At 63.8% G+C, this 25,669-nt stretch carries 24 protein-coding genes; 13 read left to right on the top strand and 11 right to left on the bottom strand.

Annotated elements, in window-relative coordinates; translation table 11 throughout:
- The 3 genes from ACK4TE_RS13830 to ACK4TE_RS13820 form a co-directional block, all read left to right on the top strand.
- Positions 1–480 (top strand): curlin-associated protein (locus tag ACK4TE_RS13830; RefSeq protein WP_409912116.1); only part of this gene is annotated, 480 nt, incomplete at its 5' end.
- A gap of 65 nt (positions 481–545) precedes the next feature.
- Positions 546–920 carry a curli-like amyloid fiber formation chaperone CsgH gene (gene csgH / locus ACK4TE_RS13825; protein WP_409912115.1) on the top strand — a complete coding sequence of 125 codons (375 nt, stop codon included), beginning with the start codon at positions 546–548 and terminating at the stop codon, positions 918–920.
- A gap of 10 nt (positions 921–930) precedes the next feature.
- A complete protein-coding gene (locus tag ACK4TE_RS13820) occupies positions 931–1,353 on the top strand; it encodes a hypothetical protein (protein WP_409912114.1) in 423 nt (140 codons plus the stop codon).
- Here the strand turns inward: ACK4TE_RS13820 and ACK4TE_RS13815 are convergent, their stop codons facing one another.
- From ACK4TE_RS13815 to ACK4TE_RS13795, 5 genes are all read right to left on the bottom strand, one after another.
- Positions 1,354–2,445, bottom strand: coding sequence for a phosphotransferase (locus ACK4TE_RS13815; protein WP_409912113.1), 1,092 nt, complete (start codon positions 2,443–2,445; stop codon positions 1,354–1,356). It abuts the gene before it with no gap.
- Positions 2,442–2,870, bottom strand: a complete 429-nt coding sequence (locus ACK4TE_RS13810) for a hypothetical protein (RefSeq protein ID WP_409912112.1) — start codon at positions 2,868–2,870, stop codon at positions 2,442–2,444. Before ACK4TE_RS13810 ends, ACK4TE_RS13815 begins: the two co-directional genes overlap by 4 nt.
- A 207-nt stretch (positions 2,871–3,077) precedes the next feature.
- Positions 3,078–3,890, bottom strand: coding sequence for a pyrroline-5-carboxylate reductase (gene proC, locus ACK4TE_RS13805; RefSeq protein WP_409912111.1), 813 nt, complete (start codon positions 3,888–3,890; stop codon positions 3,078–3,080).
- 6 nt (positions 3,891–3,896) lie between these two features.
- On the bottom strand, positions 3,897–4,400 hold the full coding sequence (locus ACK4TE_RS13800; RefSeq protein WP_409912110.1) for a YbjN domain-containing protein: 504 nt from the start codon (positions 4,398–4,400) through the stop codon (positions 3,897–3,899).
- 112 nt (positions 4,401–4,512) lie between these two features.
- Positions 4,513–4,773: an accessory factor UbiK family protein gene (locus ACK4TE_RS13795; RefSeq protein WP_409912109.1), complete on the bottom strand. Its 261-nt coding sequence runs from the start codon at positions 4,771–4,773 to the stop codon at positions 4,513–4,515.
- A 75-nt stretch (positions 4,774–4,848) separates the two neighbouring features.
- Here ACK4TE_RS13795 and lgt point away from each other — a divergent pair, with 75 nt between their 5' ends.
- From lgt to ACK4TE_RS13770, 5 genes are all read left to right on the top strand, one after another.
- On the top strand, positions 4,849–5,814 hold the full coding sequence (gene lgt, locus ACK4TE_RS13790) for a prolipoprotein diacylglyceryl transferase (RefSeq protein WP_409912108.1): 966 nt from the start codon (positions 4,849–4,851) through the stop codon (positions 5,812–5,814).
- 62 nt (positions 5,815–5,876) lie between these two features.
- Positions 5,877–6,227, top strand: coding sequence for a DUF6713 family protein (locus ACK4TE_RS13785; protein WP_409912107.1), 351 nt, complete (start codon positions 5,877–5,879; stop codon positions 6,225–6,227).
- Between the two features lie 28 nt (positions 6,228–6,255).
- Positions 6,256–7,302 carry a class I SAM-dependent methyltransferase gene (locus ACK4TE_RS13780; RefSeq protein WP_409912106.1) on the top strand — a complete coding sequence of 349 codons (1,047 nt, stop codon included), beginning with the start codon at positions 6,256–6,258 and terminating at the stop codon, positions 7,300–7,302.
- A gap of 62 nt (positions 7,303–7,364) precedes the next feature.
- Positions 7,365–8,384, top strand: coding sequence for an LLM class flavin-dependent oxidoreductase (locus ACK4TE_RS13775; RefSeq protein WP_409912105.1), 1,020 nt, complete (start codon positions 7,365–7,367; stop codon positions 8,382–8,384).
- A gap of 50 nt (positions 8,385–8,434) precedes the next feature.
- A complete protein-coding gene (locus ACK4TE_RS13770) occupies positions 8,435–11,254 on the top strand; it encodes a TIR domain-containing protein (protein ID WP_409912104.1) in 2,820 nt (939 codons plus the stop codon).
- Positions 11,255–11,274: 20 nt separating this feature from the next.
- Here ACK4TE_RS13770 and panD read toward each other — a convergent pair whose 3' ends face one another.
- Positions 11,275–11,631 carry an aspartate 1-decarboxylase gene (gene panD, locus ACK4TE_RS13765; protein ID WP_409912103.1) on the bottom strand — a complete coding sequence of 119 codons (357 nt, stop codon included), beginning with the start codon at positions 11,629–11,631 and terminating at the stop codon, positions 11,275–11,277.
- A gap of 221 nt (positions 11,632–11,852) precedes the next feature.
- Here panD and ACK4TE_RS13760 point away from each other — a divergent pair, with 221 nt between their 5' ends.
- Positions 11,853–12,866: a glycosyltransferase family 2 protein gene (locus ACK4TE_RS13760; RefSeq protein ID WP_409912102.1), complete on the top strand. Its 1,014-nt coding sequence runs from the start codon at positions 11,853–11,855 to the stop codon at positions 12,864–12,866.
- On the opposite strand, the gene ACK4TE_RS13755 is transcribed toward ACK4TE_RS13760, so the two are convergent.
- On the bottom strand, positions 12,841–14,067 hold the full coding sequence (locus ACK4TE_RS13755) for a DUF2793 domain-containing protein (RefSeq protein WP_409912101.1): 1,227 nt from the start codon (positions 14,065–14,067) through the stop codon (positions 12,841–12,843). The two genes, ACK4TE_RS13760 and ACK4TE_RS13755, sit on opposite strands and share 26 nt — an antisense overlap.
- Before the next feature lie 201 nt (positions 14,068–14,268).
- Between ACK4TE_RS13755 and ACK4TE_RS13750 the strand changes: the two genes are divergently transcribed.
- Positions 14,269–15,729, top strand: coding sequence for an FkbM family methyltransferase (locus ACK4TE_RS13750; RefSeq protein WP_409912100.1), 1,461 nt, complete (start codon positions 14,269–14,271; stop codon positions 15,727–15,729).
- Positions 15,730–15,824: 95 nt separating this feature from the next.
- Here the strand turns inward: ACK4TE_RS13750 and ACK4TE_RS13745 are convergent, their stop codons facing one another.
- The 4 genes from ACK4TE_RS13745 to asnB (ACK4TE_RS13730) are packed head-to-tail and all read right to left on the bottom strand — an operon-like array spanning position 15,825 to position 22,518.
- Positions 15,825–16,964, bottom strand: a complete 1,140-nt coding sequence (locus ACK4TE_RS13745; RefSeq protein WP_409912099.1) for a glycosyltransferase — start codon at positions 16,962–16,964, stop codon at positions 15,825–15,827.
- Entirely contained in the window at positions 16,961–18,568 is a 1,608-nt protein-coding gene (locus ACK4TE_RS13740; RefSeq protein WP_409912098.1) for a glycosyltransferase family 4 protein, read from the bottom strand. The genes ACK4TE_RS13745 and ACK4TE_RS13740 overlap by 4 nt, the downstream gene beginning before the upstream one ends.
- Positions 18,556–20,514, bottom strand: coding sequence for an asparagine synthase (glutamine-hydrolyzing) (gene asnB / locus ACK4TE_RS13735; RefSeq protein WP_409912097.1), 1,959 nt, complete (start codon positions 20,512–20,514; stop codon positions 18,556–18,558). The genes ACK4TE_RS13740 and asnB (ACK4TE_RS13735) overlap by 13 nt, the downstream gene beginning before the upstream one ends.
- Before the next feature lie 6 nt (positions 20,515–20,520).
- Complete coding sequence (gene asnB / locus ACK4TE_RS13730; RefSeq protein ID WP_409912096.1) at positions 20,521–22,518, bottom strand: asparagine synthase (glutamine-hydrolyzing); 1,998 nt, start codon at positions 22,516–22,518, stop codon at positions 20,521–20,523.
- A 132-nt stretch (positions 22,519–22,650) separates the two neighbouring features.
- On the opposite strand from asnB (ACK4TE_RS13730), the gene ACK4TE_RS13725 reads away from it, so the two are divergent.
- The 3 genes from ACK4TE_RS13725 to ACK4TE_RS13715 form a co-directional block, all read left to right on the top strand.
- Positions 22,651–24,264: a class I SAM-dependent methyltransferase gene (locus ACK4TE_RS13725; protein ID WP_409912095.1), complete on the top strand. Its 1,614-nt coding sequence runs from the start codon at positions 22,651–22,653 to the stop codon at positions 24,262–24,264.
- Between the two features lie 98 nt (positions 24,265–24,362).
- A complete protein-coding gene (gene wecB, locus ACK4TE_RS13720; RefSeq protein WP_409912094.1) occupies positions 24,363–25,454 on the top strand; it encodes a non-hydrolyzing UDP-N-acetylglucosamine 2-epimerase in 1,092 nt (363 codons plus the stop codon).
- Between the two features lie 101 nt (positions 25,455–25,555).
- Positions 25,556–25,669 (top strand): hypothetical protein (locus tag ACK4TE_RS13715; RefSeq protein ID WP_409912117.1); only part of this gene is annotated, 114 nt, incomplete at its 3' end.

Below are 25,669 nucleotides of genomic sequence, written 5' to 3'. Positions count from 1 at the left end.
GCGGCGCTTCTCGTCGCCAGCCTCGGCGTTGCCCATGCAGACCCGCGCAACAGGGTGCAGATTGACCAGCGGGGCTATAATAACGGCGCGGCCGCCGCGCAGCAGGGATCGCGCAATGGCACGGTCGTCGTGCAGGGCGGCAATGGCCATTATGCGCAGGGCGTGCAGTCCGGCTACAACAACTTCCTGCGCATGGACCAGTATGGCACGCGCAACAGTGTCGGCACGATGCAGGTTGGTTCGAACAACCTCGCCGTGACAGGACAGGACGGGCGCAACCTGCGCGCCGATACGCTGCAGACGGGGCATAACAACGTCTCCGGCATCGCGCAGATCGGCCGGAACAATACGGCCGTGGCCGACCAGGACGGATGGAACAATTCTTCCGCCATCATCCAGGTGGGCAATGGCCAGGATGTGACGGTGCGCCAGCGCGGGGATGGCAATATCTCGGTCGTCGTGCAGAGCGGATATAACTGACGCGCCGCGCGGGGAGGCGATGCCTCGCCTCCCCGCAATGGCCCGAAGCCCGAGGAGTTGATCCCATGCTGAAACTTGCATCCCTTGCGGCACTTGCCGCTGTGGCGGCTTGCGCCGCGCAGACGCAGACACCGCCCCATGCGGCCTATCCCGCCTATGCCGGGGTGAGCTGTGACATCTACGCGACGCGCACGGCCCATGGCACGCGGCTGGAAGCGGTGGCGCAGTCGGACCGGCGCCTGCGGGGGGGCTATGACTTCGTGATCACGGCCGGCGGGTCTGGTGGATCGTCCGACATCGGACAATCCGGGCCGATGGATCTGCCGGCGGGACGCAGCGATACGGTTGGCTTCGCGGAGATTTCGAACCGGAGCTACCGCGCTGTGCTGACGCTCAGCGATGCGGGCGGTGTGGTCTGCCGCCGCGAAGTCAGGTCTTAGGAGGTTTTCCATGTTGAAACGCAAACTGGCCGTGACGGCCGCCCTGTTCGCGGGGCTCAGCTTCATCGCAGTGGCCTCGGCGCAAGGGGCGCCGGGCTCTGCCTCTGTCATTCAGGGCGGGCGCGGCAATGCGGCGGGCATATCGCAGACGGGCAGCGGCCATGATGCGGCGCTGCGCCAGTTCGGACAGCACAATGCCGGCGCGATCATCCAGAGCGGGACCGGGAACACGGCGTGCCTCGCGCAGGCCGGGCGCAATCTCAGCGGCACGATCCAGCAGACCGGCGAGTATCAGAGCATCGGCGTGCTGCAGACGCGGATGGGCGTGATGGAAGTGTCCGCCGATGCCTGTAGCGCGATTGACTCGCGGCGGGATATCATGGTGCATTTTGCCGGGCGGGCGGGAAATCCGATGGTGCGCGGGCGGCGCTGATCAGGCGAGGCCTTTCAGGAGATCGAGGCTGCCATTGTCGCGCACCTGCGCGCAGTGGCGGCGCAGCATGGTGAGGAACATGTCGTCGCCGCGTTCGGTCTGCTTGACAATCATCGCGGCGGCGAAGGCGACCGAGATGCCGTAGAACGCAAACCAGCGATAGTGCGTATAAAGATCATCGAAGCTGTAGCTGGTGATGCCTTCGGCTTTCAGCGCTTCGTGATAGTGGCGCAGGAGGGCCTGCTCGTGTTTCGGGCGTTCGTCGCGCGTGAGGCCGGCGCCGATGAAATAGGCGACATCATTGGCGGGGGCACCCTTGCCCGCCGTCTGCCAGTCGACGACGGCGAGCGGCTTCTTCGCGCCGGGCTTGCCGAACAGCATGTTGTCGAGGCGGTAGTCCGAGTGCGTGAGCGCGAACGGGCCCTGATACTGGTCGCCCCATTTCGGCAGGCTGGCGGCATAGGCGTCGCCGACTTCAATCTGGCCGGCATCGATGTGAGCGGCGTAGCGCTCCTTGAAGCCGCCCCAGAGGGCCGCGACCATTTCCGGCCCGAGGCCTGGCGGCGGCGCCTTGGCGGAGCCCTGGAGCCAGTCGTGTTCATCCAGCACCGGGTCCTGCCAGTGGGCGGCGTGCAGCACGGCGGCGGCTTCCATCGCGAGCTTTGCTTCTTCGACACCGCAGCCCTTCAGCTGGTCGCCCTGCTCTGCCGGGGCCATGTCTTCCATGATCAGGGCGAAGCGGTTGGTTTCGGGGTCATAGTCCGTGTACAGCGCATCTGGCGTGATGCGGCCCGCGACTTTCGGGAAAGTGCGGTAGAACATCACTTCGCGCTTGTAGTGATTGAGAAGCTTGGCCGTGGCGACGCTGGTTTCGTTGGCGGAGGGGAACTTGCCGACGAGGGTTTTGGGGGCGTTCGCCCCAGCGCGGGCATAGTCGAACACGAAGCGGACATTCTCGCCAATCTGGCCGGTGCCGATGGATTTCGAAGTCAATGACTTCACTTCGGCATCGATGCCGATTTCGGCGAAAAGTTCATTGAACCATTCGGGGCCGAGTTCGAGCGGGTGTGTATCAAGGCCGGGACGGCTCATTCTGGCGTTTCCTCAGGGGTCGGAGTGTTCGGGGTCTTGCGCCCCGTGAAGCGGCGGAACTGGCCGAGGCGGTCCTCGGCGCGGCGCAGGCCCTTGTCGAGCGCGGCCATGGTGAGGGCGAAGTCGCCGCTCGTTTCCCGGCGCCAGGCACGTTCTGTTTCGGAGATGACGAAGGCGATGGCGATACGTTTCAGGCTGGCGGGGGCGCCGGTGTCATCGTCGAGCCCGGCGGAGGCGAGCGCCCAGGCGGCGGTGGCGTGGCGGTGCTGCGGCAGGCGCACGAGATGGGTCAGCGAGGTTTCGCGGAATTTCAGGATTTCGGTCAGGCCCGCGCGGTAGGGCTCCATCGCCTCGAAGCGCAGCATGATGACTTCGAACAGGCGCTCGCGCGGCGAGGTATCATCCGGCACGCCTTCGGCGGACATGGCCTTGTCGAACCAGCCATCGAGGGCTTCGACGAGATCTTCGCGCGCGGCAACGCCGTGGAAATCCGATAGCGAAAGTTTCGCCTTGGCGGCAATGTCCGTGAGCGGAATATCCGTCCAGGCGCGCGTGGCGGCGAGGTCAAGGGCAGCTTTCAGCCCCTTCTCGATGATCTTTTCCGCAGCCGCAAAGGCGGAGCCTCCCGGGGTTCAGTCTGCCTCTTTGGAGAGCTGCCGGTCGCGGGCGGCGGCGGCTCTCAGGGCATCTCTCATCAGACGGGGCATCCCACCCGTGTCCATGAGGATGTCAAGGGCTGCCTGCGTGGTGCCGCCGGGGGAAGTGACCGCGCGGCGCAGGGCTTCGGGGTCTTCGCCGCTGGCGGCCATGAGAGCAGCGGCGCCTTCCACGGTGCGCCGGGCCAGCTGCTGGGCGAGCGCGCGCGGCAGGCCTTCAGCCTCGCCCGCTTCGGCCATCACTTCGGCGAGCAGGAAGAGATAGGCCGGGCCGCTGCCGGAGAGCGCGGTGACGGCGGACATCAGGTTTTCGTCCACCGGGCCGTGGACTTCGCCGAGCGGCGTGAGGAGGGCTTCGGCGGCGTTCAGGTCAGCGGCGGCGAGACCGGGCGCGGCGGCGAAGACGGTGATGCCCTTGCCGATGGAGCCCGGCGTGTTGGGCATGGAGCGCACGATGCGGCTGGTGTCGAGGCGGCGGGAAATCTGCGCGATGCGCACGCCGGCCATGATCGAGACGATGAGGGTTTTCGGGCCGACATAGGCTCTTGCGGATTCGGCAATGGCTGCGAACTGTTGCGGCTTGACGGCGAGCACCATTGTCGTGGCCGCAAGCGCGGGAGGGTTCAGGAGGATGCGGCCCTCGGCGGCCCAGCCTTGCACTTCTTCGGACGGCCTGGGCTCGATGATGACGATCTGGCGTTTGGTTTTCGCCTTCAGCCAGCCGCGCGCGAGAGCGGTGCCCATACGGCCGGCGCCGATGAGGGCAAGGGTCGGCGCGGCGGCAGGCATGGCGCCTTACGCTTCGCCGTGAGTTTCGAACATCACCGCTTCCATCGCCTCGCGCGGCGACTTGCCGGCCCAGACGAGGAAGTTGAAGGCGGGCATGAACCGGTCAGCGGCGCTGACAGCGGCGGCCAGCACGGAGCGGACTTCGCCCTGCGTGATCTCATCGCGGCCGTCCATCGGGAAGGTGTAGCGGTAGATGATGACGCCGTCCTCGGCCCAGAAATCGAAATGGCCGATCCAGAGGCGTTCATTGGCGAGCATCACGAGTTCAGCGATGGCGGCGCGCTTCGCGGCCATCGCCTTCACGTCCAGTGTCAGCGAGAAGTGGATGGCGGCGGGCTCCGGCCGGTAGGCGAACAGGGCGCCCATGTCGCCCCAGCGCGTTTCGGCGACCACCTGCAGGGTGCCTTCATCATCGCGGTCGGCGGGCCAACCGAGGGCTTCAAGCACGACTTCGACGATGTCGAGCGGGTCGGCTTCGAACTCCATGCTGCGGTCGAGGTTCAGGCTCATTCGGGCGCCTCCGCATCGGTTTGGACAAGGTGGGACAGGATTCGCTTAACAAATCCATTACCGATCAAATCGGACGGAAAGCGATTGTCTATCGGCTTCTGCAGCGAGGGGGTCACGAAGCGGTGGATTTCCCCTGCGCGGCCTCGAGGGCCGCCAGGCGGGCTTCCAGCTGGTCGACGCGGTCGAGCGCGGCGGTGGCGATGGCCTTCAGCGCTTCGACTTCGTCGCGGCCGGCAAGGTCCATGTCGGCAATCAGCGCGCGCACGCGGGCCTGCGCTGCCGTCTTCGCCTCTTCGCCAGCCGCGCGGGCCGCGCCGAGCGCGCCGGTCATCAGGGTGGCAATGTCATCAAGCAGTGGATTTGTCCCTGCCATGCGGCTACTCCTTCGCGCCGGGTGTACTGGTGGCCTATCAGATAAGGCGCCGGCCAGACAGGGAAAAGACGCCGCATGACTGACCTTCTCGCCACGCTGGGCGTTTACCTTACCCAGTTCCTCGCGCAGGCCGCCTGGAAGTTTCCGGAGTGGAGCCCGGCGCTGTTCTCGATTGATTTCGGCTTCATCGGCCTCGGCGAGTTCCATCTGCGCTGGTACGCGCTCGGTTATATCGGCGGCATTGCCGGGGCCTGGTGGTATGCCACCGAGATGCTGAAGCGCCCGGCGATCTGGGGCGGCGAGGCGCCGCTGTCGCGCGAGGCGATGGACGACCTGATGTTCTGGATCATCATCGGCATCATCCTCGGCGGCAGGCTCGGCTATGTGCTGTTCTACATGGTGCCCTACCAGATGGACGTGCTGACGGCAGACCCGCTGTCGATCCTCCGCATCTGGGATGGCGGCATGGCGTTTCATGGCGGCATCCTGGGCGTGGTGATCGTGCTCTGGTGGTTTGCAGCCAAGCGGGGCGTGAAGCTGCTTTCGGTGGGCGATATTGCCGGCGTGACGGCGCCGATCGGTATTGGCCTCGTGCGGATTGCCAACTTCACCAATGCCGAACTTTACGGCCGGCCGACGGAAAGCTCCATCGGCATGGTGTTCCCGGAAGGGTATGTGCCGGGGTCGACACCGCCCGCCTACAACTGGGAGGCGAGTGAATGGGTGTACCGCGGCGACGAGCTGGCGCGCCATCCGAGCCAGCTTTACGAGTCGGTGCTGGAGGGCTGGTTGCCCTTGATTATCCTGTCGATTCTGGTGTGGAAGTTCGGCGCGCTGAAGCGGCCCGGCCTCGTCGCGGGCCTGTTCCTGATCATGTACGGGGTGGGCCGGTCGGTGGCCGAGAACTTCCGCGAGCCGGACTCCTTCGTGAGCGGCCTCCCCGAATGGTTGACCATGGGCATGATCCTTTCGGTGCCGATGTGGCTGGGCGGGGCCTGGCTCATCTGGAATGCATTGAAACGGCAGGAAAAACAGGTATAACTGTGGCGGGTAAGTAGATTTCCTTACGCCCAATCGCGCGCAATCCTGGGGAGGAAGGCGCAATGAGATCAGAGAGCCTGTACCGGCTGACCGCCGCGTGCCTTGTCACGCACGAGCTTGATTCAATCCTGCTGCAGGGGCGCAGCTCCCTTAGTTACATGACCAACCTGGACCAGCAGATTTTCATGTGGGCGCATGTACCGGTCGTGCTGGCGATGCTGTTCTATGCGGAATTCTCGCGGCGCGCCTCGGTGCGCTATGGCATGTGCCTGTTCGCGGTCGTGCATGTCGGCCTTCACTGGTTCTACCGCGACCAGCCTGTGTATGATTTCGCCTCCCTGTCCTCCTGGGTCCTGATCCTGCTGGCAGGCATATTCGGTGCGGCCTATATGGTGCCTGCAAAGGCGCGTTGAGGCGCCGGAATACCGGACTTAGACTATAATGAACCTTGAACAGCGGCTGATGCGCCTGATCGAAACGGGCGGGCCTATTCCATTATCAACTTACATGCAGCTGGTGCTGCATGATCCCCAGGATGGCTATTACGCGGCGCGGCCCGGCATCGGGCGCGACTTCATAACAGCGCCGGAAACGAGCCAGATGTTCGGCGAGCTGATCGGCCTGTGGCTGGTGCATGAATGGCGGGCGCTGGGCAAGCCGGCAGAGTTCCGCCTGGTCGAGATCGGGCCCGGGCGCGGGCAACTGATGCTGGATACGCTGCGGATTGCCGGCGCGGCGGGCGGAGCAGAGTTTCTGAACGCGGCGCGGCTGACCTTCGTGGAGCCGAGCCCGGTGATGCGCGGCGCGCTGGAGGAGATGTTTGCGCCGATGACGCCGCACTTCGCTGCGGCGCTGGCGCAGGTGCCGGACGGGCCGATGCTGCTGGTGGCGAACGAGTATCTCGACTGCCTGCCCGCGCGGCAATTCCGCGCCGCAGAGGGGGGATGGCGCGAGTGTGTCGTCGGGCTGAACGGCGACGGGCGGCTGGCCTTCGGCCTCGCCGCAGATGAGCCGAGCCCGCCGCACGGCACGGCGCTGGCGGGCGAGGCGGTGGAGGTGCAGACGGGGCTGGACCTCGTGATTGCCGATCTTGCCTCGCGGCGCGAAGCCTTCCGTACACTGTTTATCGATTATGGCCCAGATGACCGCGCGCCCGGCGACACGCTGCGGGCATACCGTGAGGGCCGGCAGGTCTCGCCGCTGGAGACGCCCGGGATGTGCGACCTGACGGTGGACGTGGATTTCGGGCGCTTCGCGCGGCTGGCGGCGGCGGCGGGGCTGGACGTGGCGGGGCCCGCGCCGCAGGGCATGTTCCTGCTGGGCCTCGGCGCGCAGGCGCGGCTTGGCCAGCTGATCGAGGCGAACCCGGACGATGCGGAAGTGATCTTCCAGGCGGCGAACCGACTGATTGACCCAAAGGAAATGGGTGCGCGGTTCAAGGCCGTGTGCGTGTCGTCGCCGGGGCTGGCGAAGCCGGCGGGATTTTGAGCCTATTGGTTCCGGCCGTCAGCGGCCTTATCTGATCCTCCACAGATACGCAGGAGCCCGCCTTGACCGAAATCTCGATCCTTGAACTTGGCCGGGTGCGGGAGGGATTTACGCGGGCGGATGCGTTGAATGAGGCGCGGCGGCTGGCGCAACTTGCCGAAGCGCTGGGCTACAAGCGGTTCTGGGTAGCCGAGCATCACAACATGGCGGCGGTGACGACAGCGGCGACCTCGCTGGTGATCAGCCATATCGCGGCGGGCACGAAGACGATCCGCGTCGGCGCGGGCGGTATCATGCTGCCTAACCATGCACCCTATATCATCGCCGAACAGTTCGGCACGCTGGAAGCGCTCTATCCCGGGCGGATTGATCTGGGGCTCGGGCGTGCTCCGGGCACGGATCAATTGACGCTGCGGGCGCTGCGTGTGCATCCGGAGGAGGCCGAGCGGTTCCCGCAGGATGTGGTCGAGCTGCAGATGTGGTTGGCGCCGGTGAAGGACGGCCAGCGGATCGAGGCAGTGCCGGGGTCCGGATCGGATGTACCGCTGTGGATTTTGGGCTCGAGCCTTTTCGGCGCGCAGCTCGCAGCGGAGCTTGGCCTGCCCTATGGCTTTGCCTCTCACTTTGCCCCGCAGGCACTGGACGAGGCGCTGGAGATTTACCGCCACCGCTTCAAGCCGAACGCGAAGCTGGCGAAGCCCTATGCGTTGATCGGCGTGAACATCATCGCGGCAGAGACGGATGAGGAGGCGAAGTATCTCGCGACCTCGCAGCAGATGTCGTTTGCGAATCTTGTGCGCGGCGAGCGGCGACTGATGCAGAAGCCGATCGACGATATCGACACTTACTGGACACCGGCAGAGAAAGCGCGCGCGGCGGCGATGCTGGATGTCGCGATCATCGGGTCGCGGGAGACGGTGAAGCGCGGGATCGAGAAACTGCTGGCGCGCACGCAGGCGGACGAGCTGATGGTCGTCTCCGACATGTACGATCAGGACAAGCGGCGGCGGTCGTTTGAGATCATTGCGGAGGTAATGGGGGAGGTCTCAGCTTGTCAGGCCGAAGATAAGGATTTCGCTTAAAGGCTGCAGCACATCATGTTAAATTGTCCCATCGGGCTCGGGGGGACGAGATGACGGACATTGAGTTTGCCGATGTGTTCATCAGCTATGCGCGCGCGGACCAGGATTTTGCCACCGCATTCGCCGAGTGCCTCAGGAAAAAAGGGCTGGCCGTTGCAATCGACCGGCATCTTCTTGCCTCCGCAGAAGGGCAATCCTGGCGCGAACCTCTCGTCAAGGCGATCCAGGGAACCGACCGGCTGGTCTTGATTCTAACTCCCAACTCAGCTCAGTCGAAAGAAGTCCTGAACGAAATCGCCCTCGCAGAACAATACGATCGCCAGATCCTTGTTCTCAGCCTGACCGGCGGACGACCAGGTGAGTTTCCCGCGAACATTCTCCCTGACTTGAAGTGGCGGCTCTCGGCGCGCCAACAAGGCGCGCTTCACGTCACTGCGGAAACGAGCCCGGAGGCAGCCGCCGCTTCACTGATTGCACTGGTACAGAAGGGACTGGCAAAGGATCCCGATCCCAGAAGATCAGGAAACATGCCTGTATATGTCCGGCGTGAAAGTCTCGTCGGGAAGCTCAGGTCTAAGATTGAGGCAGCCAGAATGGCCGGCCGGAAGTATGCGTTGCTGCTCCACGGCCCATCCGGATCGGGTAAATCGAACCTGGCTCATGACATAGCAAACGATATAGACTGTGATGTCCGTCGCGTAAGCTTTCTCCGTGCGCGAAGTGGAATCATCCGTGCACGCGACCTGCTTCTTGTAGATGACTTTTTGGGCGGGACAGATCTTTCACAAGACGCAGAGAGCAACCCGAAACTCATGTCATCCGCGCGGCCCTGGCTACAGGAGATGTGCGCGGGCGCAAACTCTGTCATCGTGACCGCCCGGCATTCCCGGGCACCCGAATTGGTCAGGTCATATCTGTCAGATCTAGGCTTCGAAGTCGAAACGCATGCAACCAATGGCCTTGATCTGGAAGAATTCACGCAAGGTATTGCGCAGATTTCCAGAACTCCGGGATGGAAGCCTCTGTCGAAAGATGAAGTTCTGAGCCTGTACCAACAAACAACTGGCCTACCGCTTTGCCTGCAGATCATCTCTTGGTTTGCAAGAAATGAACCCGGGCTTCCTGGCGTATCCCTCAGTATTCAGCAGATTGCCCGCGGCCATATATGCAACCACCTTCTCGATAGCTGGCGGCAAACACTTACCAAACAGGACAAAGCCGCCGCACGGTATCTCAATTGTCTGGCGGTCACTCCGGTGGTTGCGATGGATGATGTGGCTGCCGCGCACGTCCTGAATTGCTCTCTTGAGGAGGTGAGTGAAACTCGCGACCGCATGGCAGCGCTGGGCTTCGTCAGCATGGTCGATACGATCGGCGCGTTCAAGATCCACGATTCCATCAAGGCGGCGTTCCAGGACATGGACGAATTCATCCACCTGAAGCCCGAATTCAGGAAGCGTTACCATCAGGTCAGCCAGCCGCAGTTCCAGTATCCGCCGTCGCGTGCGCGCTCCTATTTCACCCTGCTAGATTCGATCCAGGCCCTGAGCCGGGACTATTTCATTGCCAACACGTCCACCCTGACCGGTGTATCCGTCTATGACTATCTGGATGGACTCTCGAACGCGATGATCGGACTGCTTCGGGGCGGTACCGACAGTATCGAAGACGTAGAGCGGCTGGAACTGGTGATCACGGAGCACTTGCGAAATCTGGTCGAGACGCATCCTGACTATCTCTGCTCGTCCATGCTTTCGCTCGCGCCTGTCTGCGAAATCTGGCCGCGCACTGTGCCGGCATGGAGTGAGGCCGTCGCCCCCCTTTGGGAACAGGGTGAGATCAGCGACATGACCATTTTCGCGCCTGCCATGATGATGGCTCTGCGCCACCTTGGTGCTTTCTCTGACTCCGCAGACCCCACACATCGGCAGCGGCTCGATGAAGGATATACCCGGTTCAATTGGAAGGAAGCAGGGTGTCCGGATCTGGCGCTCGCTGCCTTCGCGGCGGCGTACAGCCGGATCGGCGAACATCTCCGGATCGTGGATCTGATGAAGTCCGACACGAACCACAAATACCCCTACGTTCCCGTCGGAGAGGCATTCGCGTCTCTGATCATCGCCCTCGACGAGAGGCAAAGCGCAAAGGATGGCGGCGAGCAAGCCGCTATTCTCGCATGCCACTATGAACGGTATCTCCAGTCTGCAGAGCCCGTGACAAAAGCTTATCTGTGCGCGCGCTTTCCGGACGCAAAGTTCGGTCATCCGCCTGCGGACAGCTCGTTTCTTCCGATGCGTGCAAACATTATCGGACAGTGGACTCGCAGCACAAGTTTCAGAACATTTGCTCGCGAAGCTATTAATTTAGCAAAAAAGCCGCCACAGGGAGTTCGCGAGCACCAGATCTCGGGACCGGATCTCCTGAAGCTTGCACGCAAGCATGTTACGCCTGTTTCCAGCAAGAAAAGCGTTTCGGCCCGCCTGATGAAAGACAATGGACCTGAGCGGGCGCCGTCACCCCGTCCCGGCATCCAGACCGAGCGGCCCCACGTCTATCTTGTAAACGCGCCTTCGTTGCCTGACGTGAACGATCTAGCCGACGCAAGATCCAGCACGACTTCGATCCGGGAAGCGTACGAAGCCCTGCACAACTACTATCAACAGGAAATGTATCGGCAGGCAGCCGGGCGCCGCGATGTTGTGATCCACAGGCCGCCCTCAGCATTGCAACCCGCTGTCAAGGCAGCTGCAGGCCCGAGCTCAGCCGCCTCGCCCCGTTCCAAGCGAAGGACTGGCAACGTGGCTCTCGGGTGTATCGTTATTCTAGTTCTGGCTCTATCAGCGGTCGCTTACTATCGGCCATGGATGTAGATCAGCATTTAACCGCTGACCTAAGCCGGACGCTTGATCTCGTTACCCTTGTCCAGCAGAACCACGGTGGGGGCGTGCTGGCGGGCTTTTTCGGCTTCGATGGCGCAGAAGGCGGCGATGATGACCGTGTCGCCGACGGCGAAGTGGCGGGCGGCGGCGCCGTTGACGCCGATGGTCTTCGAGCCGCGGGGGGCTTCGAGGGCGTAGGTGTGGATGCGGGCGCCGTTGGTGACATTCCAGATGTCGACCTTTTCATGCGGCAGGATGCCGGATGCGTCCAGCAGGTCCTGGTCGATCGAGACCGAGCCCTCATAATGGAGGTCGCACTGGGTGACGGTGGCCGAGTGTAACTTGGCCTTCAGCAGGGTCAGCAACAAGGGAGGCACACTCCGGTGTCAGCGTGAGCACTTTTGCTCACAGCGAGAATATGGGGCTGCTGCGGTGGACAGCAAGGGCTTATCGCATTGCAACATGCGGGCCGTAAAGGCGCGGTATGTAAACTTTTCCGGCAGTTTTGCTTAAGCGCGGCGCAGCTTGCTACTTGCCGCCGTCGCGCGGTGCGCCCTAAGGACGTGGCGATGCGAGAGGAACCTGCCGCTTGACCGGGACGCCCGATTTTTCCGTGCTGATCGTCAATTATAATGGCGGGGCCTATGTGCAGGGCGCGCTCGACTCGCTTAAGCGCCAGACGCATCGCAGCTTTGAAGTCATCCTGCTGGACAATGCCTCGGCGGACGGATCGGTGGACGGGCTGGATGCGAGCGGCCTGCCCGCGTTCCGGCTGATGCGGGAGACGGAGAATCACGGCTTTGCGCGTGGCAACAACCTGGCGGCGGCGCAGGCGAGCGGACGGTGGCTGGCGCTGTTGAACCCCGATGCGGCGGCGCGGCCGGACTGGCTGGCGGAAGTGCTGGCGGGAACGATGCGCCATCCCGGCGTGACGAGTTTCGCCTGCACGCAGCTGTGGATGCATGACGAGACGAAGCTGGACGGGGCGGGCGACAATTACCTGCTATTCGGCATTCCCTGGCGCGGCGGATATCATCGTCCGGTTACGGAGCTTCCGGCGGAGGGCGCCTGCTTCTCCCCCTGCGGGGCAAGCGCGGTGTATCACCGCGAGACATTCATGGCGGCGGGCGGGTTTGACGAGCGGCTGTTCTGTTTCTGCGAGGATGTGGATCTCGGATTCCGGCTGCGTCTGGAAGGGGGAAACTGCGTGTTCCTGCCGGAGGCGGTGGTGTCGCATGCCGGGGGCGGATTGTCGGAGAAGGTGTCCGGGTTTGCGGTGCGCCATGGCACGCGCAACCGGTTGTGGGTTTATCTCAAGTGCATGCCGGCGGCGCTGCTGGTCGCCACCCTGCCCTTCCATATCGTGCTGACGATGGCCATTCTCCTCCGCGGACTGATGACCGGGCGGTTCGGGAATGCGATGAAAGGGCTGGTGGAAGCCGTGCGCGGGCTCGGCCCGGTCTGGGAAGAACGGCGCGTGGTGCAGGCCCATCGCACGGCGAGCCTTGGCAGCCTCGCGCGCGCGATGGTGTGGAATCCCCTGAAGATGCTGGGCCGCAGAATTGCGGTGCGCCCAGTCAGCTCACCACGGCGCGGTCTGTAACCCGGCGCCAGTTCGTGCCGTCGCTGAAGGCGAGCACGGCCCCGCCTGCCTCGTCCGGCACATGCAGGATGGCGCCCGCGCCCGTATCCGATGCTGACGGAAGCGAGGCCTTGTCGACGGAGGCCACGCGCGCGGGACCGGCGACATGCAGGGCGCAGCTCGGCGCCGACGTGCCGATGCCGACGCGGCCGGCAGAGGTGATCCGCATACGTTCGACGGCGGAGGTGCGCCCTGCCCCGAAAGCCAGCGCAGCGGGCACTTCGCTGCCGCTGACCGTGTCGTCGACCACGGCATGCATAAGGGCGGTCTGCACGAAGGCGCTGCTGGCGCCGTAGCCCCGGAAGGAAAACCCGCCCAGCGTGTCACCCGGCAGGACGGCTTCGGGGGACACGGACGTGCCGCGCGCGCGGCGCTGGATAGAGAAGGAAGCTGCAGAGGCGCCATAAGTGTCGAGGAAGAGGAGCGCGAAGTACCCTGATTTCTCGATGTGCAGATCGCCGATGCTGGGATCGGTCATGTTAGTGCCCTGAATGCTGACCTGCGCGGTGGGCACGCCGCCGAAGCCCGCCCGGCCGGTTTCGGTATCAATCAGCAGGACATCCGAGAAAGATGATCCGTCTGCGGACACTTTCAGGCGGAAATGATCGTCACCGATGAGGCCGAATTCCGCCTGGCCGGAAAAGCCTGTCTGGAAGAGAACAGAAGCCGCTTTGGCGCTGTCGGCGCGGTTGATGATCTTGCGGGCATCACCGCTGCCGGGCGTGATATCGTCATGCGTGAGCAGTTCGGCATCGGACCGGACCGTTAGACGGTGGGTTTCATCGGCGCTGGTGTTGACGCCGAACATGTCGGCCCGGCGGCCTGCGAGCGACCAGACCCCTTCGCGAAAGACGGCCAGCGCGCCTTCATCGGCCACGAAAGCCAGCCAGCCTTCGCGCGGCAAAATGGCCTCCCATGCGCCATCCTGGAACGCCATCAGCGTGCCAGCGGATTGGCCTGTCCAGGCGGGACCGGCCGGGCTGTCTGGCAGTAGGTAGCGGTCGCCTTCGGCGGGCGCGCCGGGCTCATCGGCGAGGGTGCGCGAGAGGACGGCAAGTTGCACCAGCGCATCGAGGCGGCGCAGGGCTTCGTTCGAGGTGACGTGTTTCTGGGCCTGCTGCGATTGCAGGTAAGGCAATGCGAGATTTGGCGATTCGGTCATCAGGGGCTCCGGTTTGAAAGGGTATGCCCGAAGCCTAACGCCGCCCGCCGGCCCACCGGATTGGAGGGGCGGAGAAAAAATACGCATTGCTGTGATTTCAAAGATTTAACCCTGTGCGATCACACTGGAAGTGTTGCATAAGGCGCAACATGTGCCCCAATGAGTGAAGAACAGGGGGCCGGCCATGACAGGAAATACGGAATGCTGAGCAGCTCACAATCACCCAAACGTCCGGCCAGTCTCGCGCGCGCCTTCCGCGCCCTGCTCTCGCGCGTCAAGCCGGAACTGGATGTGTCGCCCCGGCAAAACTGGGTGATGGGCCTGGATCCGTCGACACCGGCCGCGATCGAACGCGCCGAAATCTGGGAGGCGATGCTCGACTACCCGGACGCAGCCTTCCCGCTTCAACTGCAATGGTACAATGATCTGAAGCTCGAGTTCGGCCATCCTTCCGAGATGGCGCGGCAACTGTTTGTACACGGTTGTTATGATCCGAACGAGATCAATGTCCTGAAGACGCTGCTGAAGCCCGGCATGACATTTGTGGATGTGGGGGCGAATGACGGCAAGTATTCCACGGTAGCCGCAAGCCTTGTCGGGCCCGGCGGCAGCGTGTTTGCGCTTGAGCCCAGCCGAAGGGAAGCGGCAGCCCTGCGCAGGAATGCCCTGATCAACCGCCTGCTGAATATCCGGACGCTGGAACTGGCGGCGGGCTCTGCGGAGACGACGGCGAAACTGTCAGTTGCCGATGCGATGTTCGACGGGCACAATTCCCTGACAGGTCTTGCCGTCTCGAAGCACACAAACCTTCGGTACACGGTTGATGGAACCAATTTTTTCTGGACCTCATTCCATGGAGAGGCCACGCAAATTGCGCTCGGGAAAGCGCACCAGGCCGAAGTTCTGATCTATTCAGATGTCGAGCTTGATTTTGACCTTCAGGATATCGTCGTGTCGCCTCAGGACAATGTCATCAGCCCTTGGCTGCAGACCAGTAGTTCTGAGCGTGCACTGATGATTCCGGACGGGGTTCGAAGCTCTTTCTCCAACGCGAGCGTCACCTTCTACGGAGATATCCTGCCGCGCATGGCTCGCGGCAGCCTGCAGTTCTCGTCCCGCTCGGCGGCGGGCGTGTATTTCCGCTGGAAACTCGACGACACGATGGATTCGATCATCACGATCCATGGAAAATCGCGCTCGTCAGCACCTGCCGAAGAGTATGTCGTGGATGTCGTGCCCCTCGACAGCCTGTTTGCCCGTCCCGGAATGCCTAAAGTGGATGCCATCAAGATCGACGTCGAAGGTTTTGAACTCGACGTGCTGAACGGCGCGCGGAACCTGATCTCGACGCAGAGGCCGCTTATCCTCATCGAGATCGCCAATGATCTGCTCGAAACTAAGAAGGCCTCCGTGGCAGACATTGCACGTTTCCTGCATGAAAACGGGTATATCCTGTTCGACGCACACCTCGGCAAACCCCGCCTCGTAGACCTTCTGGGGCAGCACGGCTCAAACGTGTTTGCGGTTCCGGAACGGTTCCTTGACCAGATGCTGGAACTCGGCGGCCTCGACCGCACGGCGCTGACGGCGGGTTTGACGCCGGCCGGCAAAAGCAGCGAAACTTCTGCCGGTCCGGGCGTAAAGCAGGATTCCCATAGCTGAAGGCTGATGCGTGTGCGTGACGGGTATTCCCGGCATTGCCGGCTTGCGATGGACTGACGCTTTCGGTTGCGCGCGGCGCCTTTCTGGACGTCAGGTCAACCCGGGGCGCGGCCGAGACGCGCTTCGTACTTGTCGAGAGCGGCCGAGAGCAAGTTTTCCGGTGTTCTGGCGGGCACCGTCAGGGCAATTGCCGCGGCTTCCATCGGCCAGTGCGGGATGCTCGTGAGGCGTGATTTCCAGGGGCCTTCACCGAGGGTGAGGATAGGCGCGGTGCATTCGAGGTATTCGGCGAGCTTGCCCGGCAGGGCGTCGATGCCTTGCTGGTAGAGGATCAGTGCATCGGCGCCGGCTTGCAGGGCACGGGCCTCCGTATACGGAAGTTCGCCGTGAAGTGTTATGGACTCAGCATTCGGTGAGATGAGGATTTCGGCCCGTTCCATAGCCGTGAGGCGCCCCGCAAGATGCAGGTGCGCCGTGGGATAAGCGCTGCGGAGTGCGCCGAATGCGGCCAGCAAGGCGCCAACTTTCCGATCCGCATGAGACAGCGTGAAGCTGCCGGAATGGAGAAGGTGCGGGCCTTCGCCGTCAAAGCGGAAGGGTGCTGGCGGCGGGTCCGCGAAATGTCCGATCACGGATAATGGGGATGCCGCCTCGGGCGCGAGGCGCTGCATCTCGGCGGCCAGCGCGTCCGATACGGCGATGCGGGCATCCGCAGCCGCGAGCCAGCGCGCGGCAATGCCCTGCTCGACCTTGCGGCGTAGACCGGGCGCGGCGAGTTCGGGCCGCAGCGGTTCCTCAATCCAGCTGTCGCGCATTTCGAGCGCCCAGCGTACGCCCAGCGCACGTTTCAGGCGCTCGCCGACCGCATGCGCCGATTCCGGCGGGCTGGTCGTCAGCACCCAGTCCGGGCGCAGGGCGGAGGCAATGACAGCCTGGACGGCTTCGCCGGCCCAGCCAATTTCATTATCCGGCCAGCGCACTATGCGGCGGGTCCAGCTTTTCCAGCCGGGTTCCTGACGGGGGTCGCCGGCCTCTGCCGCCGCACGGCCCCGCTCTGCCGCCGGATGCGGCGTGCGGATCCAGTCGGGCTCGCCTTCCGGCGCGAAGGGCGAGGCGATGGCGACACGCCAGCCGCGTTCACGCAGGCCTTTTGCGAGGAGAAAAGGCCGGCGCGCGCCCCCTGAAATCTCCGGCGGATAGTGCCGTGTGACAATCAGGAGAAAGGGCGGGCTCATGATTTCGGAAACGCTCCGAGACGCGCCAGCGCCGCTTCGAGATCCGATATGCGCGCGCCCCATGTGTGCCCGCTCACCAGGAGGCGCCGGGCGGCGGCGCCAAGATGTCCGAGGGCGGAGGGATCAGCGAAGGCCCGCTCCAGCGCGTCTGCGAGGGCGTCGACACTTCCGGGCTCAGTCAGGATGGCGGTCTTGCCATTGTCGAGAATATCGCCGATCTGCGCTAGGTCGCTGGCAATAATTGGCTTGCCCATGGCCATGTATTCAAACAGCTTCGTCGGCGAGCCGAAGAACAGGGTGCCGTCCTGATTGTTGACCTGCGGCGAGAGCAGGATGTCTGCCGCGGCGAGCATTTCGGGCGCAGATTCGGATGGCACGGGGCCGGTGAAGATCACTTCCTGCGAGATGCCGAGACGCTCCGCCTGATGACGCGCTGCCTCATAGCCTGCACCGCGGCCCACGAGGACGAGCCGGGACCCGGCGATCAGCGAAGGATTGCGCTGCTTGATGCGGGCGAGCGCATCGAGCGCCGTCTCCACGCCGTGCCACGGACCGAAACTCGATACCAGCATGGCAACCTTGTGCGGGCCCAGGCCGAGGCGGGCACGGGCCGGGCGCCCGTCGATGCCGGGATGAAAGCGCGTGGCATCGGCGGCGTTTGGCGACAGTAGGACGCGCGAGGGTTCTGCGCCGCGCGCAATCGCTTCCTCGACCAGCGGCTGGCTGACGGCGAGCACGAGATCCGCGCGTTTCAGGAGCTCAGTTTCGATATGCTGATAGTCCCCGGCGTGACCAATGCCGGTGCCCCATTTTTCGGCCACCCAGACTTCGGGTCCGTTATATTCGAGCACGAAAGGCCGGCTATACTGGCGGGCCAGACGCAGGCCGGTGATGTCCCCCAGGCCGCATCGCTGGTAGACGAAGGCGGGCGCCGCAGCGGGCGCCAGGCGGCGGGCTTCTGCAAAGAGACCGGGTTGGGCGGCGAGATACAGGCCGTCGCCGCAGCGCCATCCTTCGATCCCCGAAAGGTCCAGGGGGCGTGTCTGTATGCCCGGGCGGAGTTCCGGAACACTGTCCGTAGACAGAAGGTCTACCGCGCCGAAGCGGTCATATATCGCGTTGATGATTCCGGCGGCGTGCGAGAAGGCGCCGCCGACTTTCGCCCCGAACCAGAGGCCTGTGCGCAGCACCAGCGGCGGGCCATCTGCTGAAGCAAAGCTGACGGGATGGCGGGGGGCGCTTTCCAGCGAGCTTATCACCTCGCCGCGTCCGCGCGCGACTTCGTCGCTGCGGCGCAGGCCGCGCAGCGCATCGGTGACGAGGCTGAACGGCGTGACCGGGCGGCGGGAGAAGCCGGTGCCGGACACGATCGCCGCACGGCCGGGCGCCATCAGCAGGAGGGCGACACCGGTTTTCACGGGTTGCGGCAGGGCATAGGGATTTGGCAGGACGAGGCGAACTTCGCGCCAGCGCGCAATGCCGCGTCCGCGCTTCAGCGCCGCAAGGGCATCCTCGAGCAGCATCATCTGCCAGCCGGGCTCAACCGCCTCGCCGCCATCGGTGGCAGCGCGCAATTCGAGGCGGCGCGCCGTCAGCTCAGCCATTTGCGCCTCCACAAGGCAATGTTCACCACGGGCCAGAGATACGCCGAATAGTCGCGCTCGTCACGGCGGTGGCGCATCAGTAGGGCATTGAGCGTAGCAGCATCGAACGGGCTGCGGGGATCTGCCGCTTCGACAGCGAGAATGTCGCGCACGTCGAGACCGAACGGGCCGCGCAGCCATTTTGCCATCGGGGCGCCGAGGCCGATCTTGGGACGGTCAATGATATGATCCGGAAGGTAGTTCCGGGCGATGGCCTTGATGACCGGCTTCGTGCCGCCGGGGCCGAGGATCGTCTGCGGCGCCATGCGCATGACATCCTCGACCAGGTAGTGATCGAGGAAGGGAACGCGCGCCTCCAGCGAATGCGCCATCGTCACCTTGTCGACGCGCATCAGGAGCAGTTCCGGCAGGCGGAAGCCGAGATCGCGGGCACGCATGCGGGCGAAGCGGGCATCTGGTGAGAGATCACTCGAGGGCGGCGGGCCGGTCAGACGGTCGCCGAGGCCGGGCAGAGGCGTAGGCGGCATGGCGGGATCGTTCGCCGGCGCGCCGGCCTGCCAGCCGCGCTTGAGAAGGCGCTGGACCTGCAGCGGGCGCAGGCTCTCAGCGCCGGATCGGAACCGGCCCCGCCCGGCAGCGACCGAGGCAGCCACGTCCATCGCGCCGATCAGCCCGAAGCGATCAAGCGGTAGGCTGCGGGCCGCAAGGCGCGTCGCCGCTGCCACTGCGCCGCCGGCGCCAAGACGCCCGGCCTGCGCCAGCGCTGACCACACGCTCCGTTCCCGGATGAAATCGCCCCAGGCATCGTAGCCGCAGAACAGCTCATCGGCGCCTTCGCCCACGAGCGCGACCTTCACGCCCGCCTGATGCACGGCGCGGGAAAGGTAGTCGAGCGGAATGCAGGCCCAGTCTGCAACCGGCTCGTCCATGCCTTCCATCAGCGACAGCGTGCCCGCCATCGCCTTGTCTTCCTCTATCTCGATCACTTCATGGCCGAGGCCAAAGCGGCGCGCGATCTCCGCAGCGGGGGCAAGTTCGTTCAGCGGGTCGTTGACATAGGCGGCAGTGAAAGCGCGCAGCTTTGCGCCAGCTTCTGAGGCCAGCGCGAGCAGGAGACTGGAATCGACGCCGCCGGAGAGCATGACTGAGGTTTCGACTTCGCGCGCGATCCGCGCACGGACGGCCTGATTCAGGCGGTCGTGGACGAGATCGACCGCGTCTTCGAAGGTCATGCGCGGAGTTTCCGGAGTCTCGGGCGGCACCCACCAGCGGATTTTCGAGAGGCCGCCGCCGGTATCTGCCGTGAGATACTCGCCCGGAGCCAGCTTGAAGACGCCATCGAACAGCGTCATCGGGGCCGGTGTTGCCAGCACATTCAGGATGTCGAGACAGGCCATCTCGTTCATCCGTGCACGGAATGCCGGATGGCCCGCCATGGCCTTGATTTCGGAGGAGAGCACAAGGTCTGCGCCGATGCGGGCATAGTATAACGGCTTGATGCCCAGCCGGTCGCGCACGGCAAACAAGCGCCGCTCGCGCTCGTCCCACAGGACGAAGGCAAACATACCGTGCAGACGTTGCAGCAGGCCTTCCCAGCCCCAGGCGATATAGCCCTGGATCAGCACTTCTGTGTCGGAATTGGTGGTGCGGAAGGCGCACCCCGCCGATTCGAGGTCGCGCCGTAGGCTTTCGTGATTGTAGATCTCGCCATTGAAAACCACATGCACGCGGCCTGTGGCTTCAGTCATTGGCTGGTTGCCGTCCGGCCCGAGGTTGACGATAGAAAGGCGGCGGTGGCCGAAGCCGAGCCGGCCCTGATCCAGCTGGCAAAAACCGTCGGCATCCGGACCCCGGTGGGCGATGCGGTCCGTCATGGATTTCAGAAGGCCGGCGAACTCTCCCGCCTGACGCGGCACCTGACCAAGAACGGCGACGAGCCCGCACATGCCGCCTCAGAAATCCGCCAGCCCGTCACCGATCCAGTGCTCGTGCCAGAGCACGGCATTCATCAGTGTCCAGACATGAAAGCCATAGTTCAGCTTGCCGGAGACCTGGCTCTTCAGAAGGTCGGTGACATAGGTATTGTCGAGGAATCCATCCTTTTTGATCTGCGAGCGCTCCCAAAGTGCCAGCGTGCGCTTACCGAAATCCGGCTCGAGGAACCAGCTGTCGATGGGCGCGCCGAAGCCCTGCTTGCGGCGATAGATCATGTCTTCGTCCAGATAGCGTTCGGCAGCCTTCTTCACGATGCGTTTGCCGATGCCATCCTTGAGCTTGTACTCTATCGGGCAACGGCGCGCGAATTCGACCACATCATGATCGAGGAACGGCACCCGCGCCTCAATGGAGTGCGCCATGGTCATCTTGTCGACGCGCATCAGCAGGTGTTCCGGCAGGCGCAGCTTGAGTTCCATATACGGAATTTTCTGCAGCACTTCCGGATCATCCAGCTTGCCGGCGAGCGGGCCGAGATATTCGGCGATCACGGCATGGCTGTCCGTAGACTGATGGGATTCCGGCATGAGGCCATCGATCGGGCACTCCACGCGGACATCGTACATCGACCGGTCCGGTGTCAGCTGGTCGCGCAGGCCGCCCCACCAGCAGATGGCGCCGCCCCAGAAGAGTTCCTTGCCGCGAATGGCGCGCTCGGCAATTTCCTGGTCTTCCGTCGTTCCGGACTTGCGCTGGATGATCGAGAGCAGGTCCGGCGAGCGGTCGCCGCGGCGGATGGGATCGTAGATGGCCTGGGCCTTATTGCGGTAGTGATCGCACCACCAGTAGCCGAGGAAGTTTTCATCCGCGCCCTCGCCCACCTGAACCACAGTCGTGCCCGACTGGCGCACGAGGCGCGCGAGGAAGTAGAGCGGGATGCAGACATTGTCTGCAATCGGTTCATCCTGATACTGAACAAGTGAGGGCAGGAAGTTCAGCGCCTCGCGCGAATTGATGCGCGTCTCGTGATGGTCGGTCTTGTACTGCGCCACGATACGCTTGGCGTAGTCATACTCGTTGAACTGCTCATAGCTTTCATAGCCGACGGTGAATGTAGTCACCGGCCGGTCCATCATCTCCGCCATCAGCGCCACGTTGAGGCTGGAGTCGACACCGCCCGAGAGCAGCGCGCCGAATGGCACGTCCGATACCAGCCGGCGACCCACAGCCTGTTTCATCAGTCTCAGGAACTCTTCGACCGCCTCGTCGAAAGAGAGATCGCTAGTCTTGAACGTGTCCTGCGAATCCGGCGCGCAGTTCCAGTAGCGGTGCGCGCTCGTGCGGCCATTGGCATGGATGGTGGCCCAGTATCCGGCCGGCAGCTTGAACACATTGCGGAACATCGTCATCGGTGCGGGCGCGACGATGAAGGACAGGTAGTGGCCGAACGCGCACGGATCCATTTCGCGCGGGATCGCTGGATGTTTCAGCAGCGCCTTGATTTCAGATGCAAAAACCCACTCGCCCTGCGGCGTGCGCGCGAAATAGAGCGGCTTGATTCCGACGCGGTCGCGGCACAGGTGCAGCACGGGATTCGCCTTGTCGCGCGCATCATAGATGGCGAAGGCGAACATGCCGTAGAATTTATGCACGCATTCCGGGCCCCACTCCGCATAGGCGTAGAGCAACATTTCCGTGTCAGAATGATCCGTACGGAACGTGTATTTCCCGAGCGCTTCGAGTTCCTTGCGCACCTCGGCGTGATTGTAGATCTCGCCATTGAACACGAGCGCGATGTCGCCCTCGGGTGTCAGCATAGGCTGGTTGGCATTCGATGACAGATCAATGATGGACAGGCGGCGGTGGCCGAGGCTGCAGCGGCCGTTCGCGCTCATCCACTCTCCGGCACCATCGGGACCACGATGCTCCATCGTGTCGCGCATCCGGGCGAGGAGGTCGAGCGGCGCCGCCCCTCCGTCCCGGGATGGATGGTAGCTGCCGACAAGTCCGCACATGCCGTTTTCCCTTACACGTTACTCAACAGGGCGCTTCCTTAAGCGGAATTGGCAGGAGTGGGAAGCCGCGTGTTGAAGCGGCTACGGCAGGCGTCTAAGGGTGGCGCAGGACAGGGCCAGAGAGGCAAGTGCATGAGCAGCGACACGATCACGGGAGATGCCATCGCCGGGCTTGCCGCCGCCCTGGCGCGGGCGCTGCATGTGGTTGAGACTGCCCCGACCGCGGCGGATGTGCGCATCCGCCTGCCGCACCCCTTTTCGAACCTCACCCGCGAAGACTGGGCAAATTCGATCCGCCTCTGGCGCACGCATGGCGCGCCGCTGCTCGAAGGCCTGGCCCGCCGCAACTGCCCGACCTGCGGCGGGGTGGAGTCCGACCACATCTTCAACAGCTATGACGGCTATCCCTATCACGAGTGCGTGACCTGCCGGACCTGGTTCGTGCCGCTGGACGTGAAGCATGACCTCTTCGAGCGCTATTTCGAGATCGTGCCCGAAGCCCGCCGCTATGGCGACTATACAGACTCGCAGGCCGTCGATCCGGCGGCGCAATCTGCAGACCAGCAGCGGTTCACCGGCTATTACAGTGCCTTGAAGGCCTGCCTCGCGCGCCCGCAGGGCATGCCGGTTTCAACGCTCGACATTGGCTGCGGCGTGGCCAATTCGCTGGCAACGGCCGAAGGGCTGGGGTTTGCTGCAGCCGGAATTGAGGTCAACACACATGCGGTGACGCTGGCGCGCAAGCTGGGGCGGCAGGTGCATTTCCCGGGCGAGCTGGCGGGCGGCGTAGCTTTCGATTCCGTCACGATGTGGGAAACGCTGGAACATATCGCCGATCCGCTGTCGGCGCTGCAGGAAGCGCATGCACGGCTGAAGCCCGACGGCCTGCTGGCACTGACCGTGCCGAATCTGAATGCGCCGGATATCCGCACCATGCGCGGCGACAGCATGCAGATTCATGGCGGCCCGGCCTGGCCGGGTCATATCAATCTCTGGACACCCGAAACCCTGTCGGAGCTGCTCCGCAAGGCGGGCTTCGAGCCGGTTCACCTCTCGGGCCAGTTCTCCACCAATCTCGAGGAACTTACCGGCTACCTGCTCGGCCAATGGTCCGGCGCCCGCGAATATCTGAGAGGGGATGCGCCGGAATTCATGCTGCCTTCGGCGCTGCGCGATCTGGTTGCGGCGACAGGTCCGGCGTTCGTGGCCTGGCAGGAGGGATTCAGCTTTGCCCCGATCCTGTTCGTGCTTGCGAGGCGCCGTGACGGCACAGCGCCGGCAGGCTTGCAGTCTTTCACAGACAGCAAGGCGGCAGCGCGCAGGTCGGGCCTGCAGACGGGCTACAGGTTGCCGGAGGCAGCGGCGAAGAAACCGGCGCGCGGCATGCCGCTGGACCTGTCGCAATCAGAGTGGTGCGCGCCGGAGGTAGCTCTGGAATCGCATCGGCTGCATCTGCGGGCCGGTGTCTCACCCGCGTTCGGATATCTCTGGAAGTCGCCGCCGCTGGACTTGCCCGCGGGCAGCAGCCTGCGGCTGCGCGGGGTCCTGTATGGAGGCAGTTTTTCGGCAGGCCTGCTGCAGGCAGAGGCCTGGGTTGATCAAATTCCGGTGACAGGAGTGGGTCCGTTTGAACTTGTCCTGACGCCTCCGGGCGGCACCGCATGGCTGGTCTTGTCCAACAATGACAACGGCGGCGGCCCCGCAGACGCGGTGATCGACTGCGCCGAGTTGGTGAGCCCATCCTGATACTGCCTTAAAATCGTCACTTGCCTGACGCAGGTCCCTTCTGTCTAAGGCGGAAAAGTTGCTGGCCCTGCCAGCGGTGAATCCCAACCGGGGGAAGTATGCGTATCTTTGTCGTGGTGGGGACACGGCCGGAAGCCATCAAGATGGCGCCGCTGTTCAAATGCCTGCGGGATTCCAAGGGGATCGATGCGCGCCTGATTTCCACAGGCCAGCACCGGCAGATGCTAGATCAGGTGTTCGACTGGTTTGACCTCAAACCGGACGCAGATCTCGGCCTGATGAAACCGAACCAGACCCTTGCCAGCGTGATCGCCGGCGGCGTTGCGGGCCTTGACGAACTGATCGTGAAGGAAAATCCCGACGTCGTGCTGGCCCAGGGCGACACGACGACTGTCATGGCGGCAGCGCTTGCGGCCTTCGCGCGGGAAAAGCGGTTTGGCCATGTCGAAGCGGGCCTTCGTACCTACAGCCTGACGCAGCCGTTTCCGGAAGAAGGCTTCCGGCAGATGACCTCGCGCATCACCCATTATCACTTCGCCCCGACCGACCGCGCAGCGGAATGCCTGCAGGCCGAGCGTGTGGGCGGGACAATCCACATGGTCGGCAACACGGTGATCGATGCCCTGCTGCAGACGGCCGCGAGCAAGGCGCAGCTGCCGCAAGGCCTTGAGCTTGCACGGTCGCGGATGGTCCTCATCACGGGTCATCGGCGCGAGAATATCGGGCCGCGCTTCAACGAAGCGTTTGGCGCCATCGCCACGCTGGCCCGCCGGTTTCCGGACACCGATTTCGTCTATCCGGTGCACCTCAATCCGAATGTCCGCGGCGCCGCGCTGCAGATTCTCTCCGGCCTCGATAACATGCACCTGATCGATCCGGTCCCTTATCCGGAAATGGTCGCGCTGATGCAGCGGGCGACCGTGATCCTGACCGATTCGGGCGGCATCCAGGAGGAAGCCCCGAGTTTCAAGGTGCCGGTCCTGGTCATGCGTGACCATACGGAGCGGCAGGAAGCTGTGGAGGCCGGGGCCGCGAAACTCGTCGGCGCAGAACCGGCGCGCATTGTGCCAGAAGTTTCCAATCTTCTCGAGAACGAGGCAGCCCGGCGGGCCATGCAGGTAGAACGCAATCCGTTTGGCGACGGGCGTTCCTCCGAGCGCATCCGGGACTTGCTAATTGCCGGGCAATAACGCAACGCAAGATTGCGCTGCGCACTAAAGTTTTGACAAGGCCAATCAGGCCGCCTACGGCTCCGGGTGGGGTTGGAGGGTAAGAAGCGAAGGGACCAGGAATGGTCGAGAAAGTCGTTGTCGTAGGCCTTGGCTATGTTGGCCTGCCTACTGCCGCCCTGATTGCCGACAAGCGCTATGATGTGCTCGGCGTTGACGTGAATGAAGACCTTGTA

It is taken from the genome of Hyphomonas sp. (genome assembly GCF_046313975.1).
GTDB lineage: Bacteria > Pseudomonadota > Alphaproteobacteria > Caulobacterales > Hyphomonadaceae > Hyphomonas.
The sequence above is the reverse complement of the archived record's forward strand: the minus strand, read 5'-3'. Positions and strand labels throughout refer to the sequence as shown.

Coding starts and splice junctions, on each gene's coding strand:
- csgH (WP_409912115.1), top strand. CDS start 546: ATGCTGAAACTTGCATCCCTTGCGGCACTTGCCGCTGTGGCGGCTTGC.
- ACK4TE_RS13820 (WP_409912114.1), top strand. CDS start 931: ATGTTGAAACGCAAACTGGCCGTGACGGCCGCCCTGTTCGCGGGGCTC.
- ACK4TE_RS13815 (WP_409912113.1), bottom strand. CDS start 2,445: ATGAGCCGTCCCGGCCTTGATACACACCCGCTCGAACTCGGCCCCGAA.
- ACK4TE_RS13810 (WP_409912112.1), bottom strand. CDS start 2,870: ATGTCCGCCGAAGGCGTGCCGGATGATACCTCGCCGCGCGAGCGCCTG.
- proC (WP_409912111.1), bottom strand. CDS start 3,890: ATGCCTGCCGCCGCGCCGACCCTTGCCCTCATCGGCGCCGGCCGTATG.
- ACK4TE_RS13800 (WP_409912110.1), bottom strand. CDS start 4,400: ATGAGCCTGAACCTCGACCGCAGCATGGAGTTCGAAGCCGACCCGCTC.
- ACK4TE_RS13795 (WP_409912109.1), bottom strand. CDS start 4,773: ATGGCAGGGACAAATCCACTGCTTGATGACATTGCCACCCTGATGACC.
- lgt (WP_409912108.1), top strand. CDS start 4,849: ATGACTGACCTTCTCGCCACGCTGGGCGTTTACCTTACCCAGTTCCTC.
- ACK4TE_RS13785 (WP_409912107.1), top strand. CDS start 5,877: ATGAGATCAGAGAGCCTGTACCGGCTGACCGCCGCGTGCCTTGTCACG.
- ACK4TE_RS13780 (WP_409912106.1), top strand. CDS start 6,256: ATGAACCTTGAACAGCGGCTGATGCGCCTGATCGAAACGGGCGGGCCT.
- ACK4TE_RS13770 (WP_409912104.1), top strand. CDS start 8,435: ATGACGGACATTGAGTTTGCCGATGTGTTCATCAGCTATGCGCGCGCG.
- ACK4TE_RS13755 (WP_409912101.1), bottom strand. CDS start 14,067: ATGACCGAATCGCCAAATCTCGCATTGCCTTACCTGCAATCGCAGCAG.
- ACK4TE_RS13750 (WP_409912100.1), top strand. CDS start 14,269: ATGCTGAGCAGCTCACAATCACCCAAACGTCCGGCCAGTCTCGCGCGC.
- ACK4TE_RS13745 (WP_409912099.1), bottom strand. CDS start 16,964: ATGAGCCCGCCCTTTCTCCTGATTGTCACACGGCACTATCCGCCGGAG.
- ACK4TE_RS13740 (WP_409912098.1), bottom strand. CDS start 18,568: ATGGCTGAGCTGACGGCGCGCCGCCTCGAATTGCGCGCTGCCACCGAT.
- asnB (WP_409912097.1), bottom strand. CDS start 20,514: ATGTGCGGGCTCGTCGCCGTTCTTGGTCAGGTGCCGCGTCAGGCGGGA.
- asnB (WP_409912096.1), bottom strand. CDS start 22,518: ATGTGCGGACTTGTCGGCAGCTACCATCCATCCCGGGACGGAGGGGCG.
- ACK4TE_RS13725 (WP_409912095.1), top strand. CDS start 22,651: ATGAGCAGCGACACGATCACGGGAGATGCCATCGCCGGGCTTGCCGCC.
- wecB (WP_409912094.1), top strand. CDS start 24,363: ATGCGTATCTTTGTCGTGGTGGGGACACGGCCGGAAGCCATCAAGATG.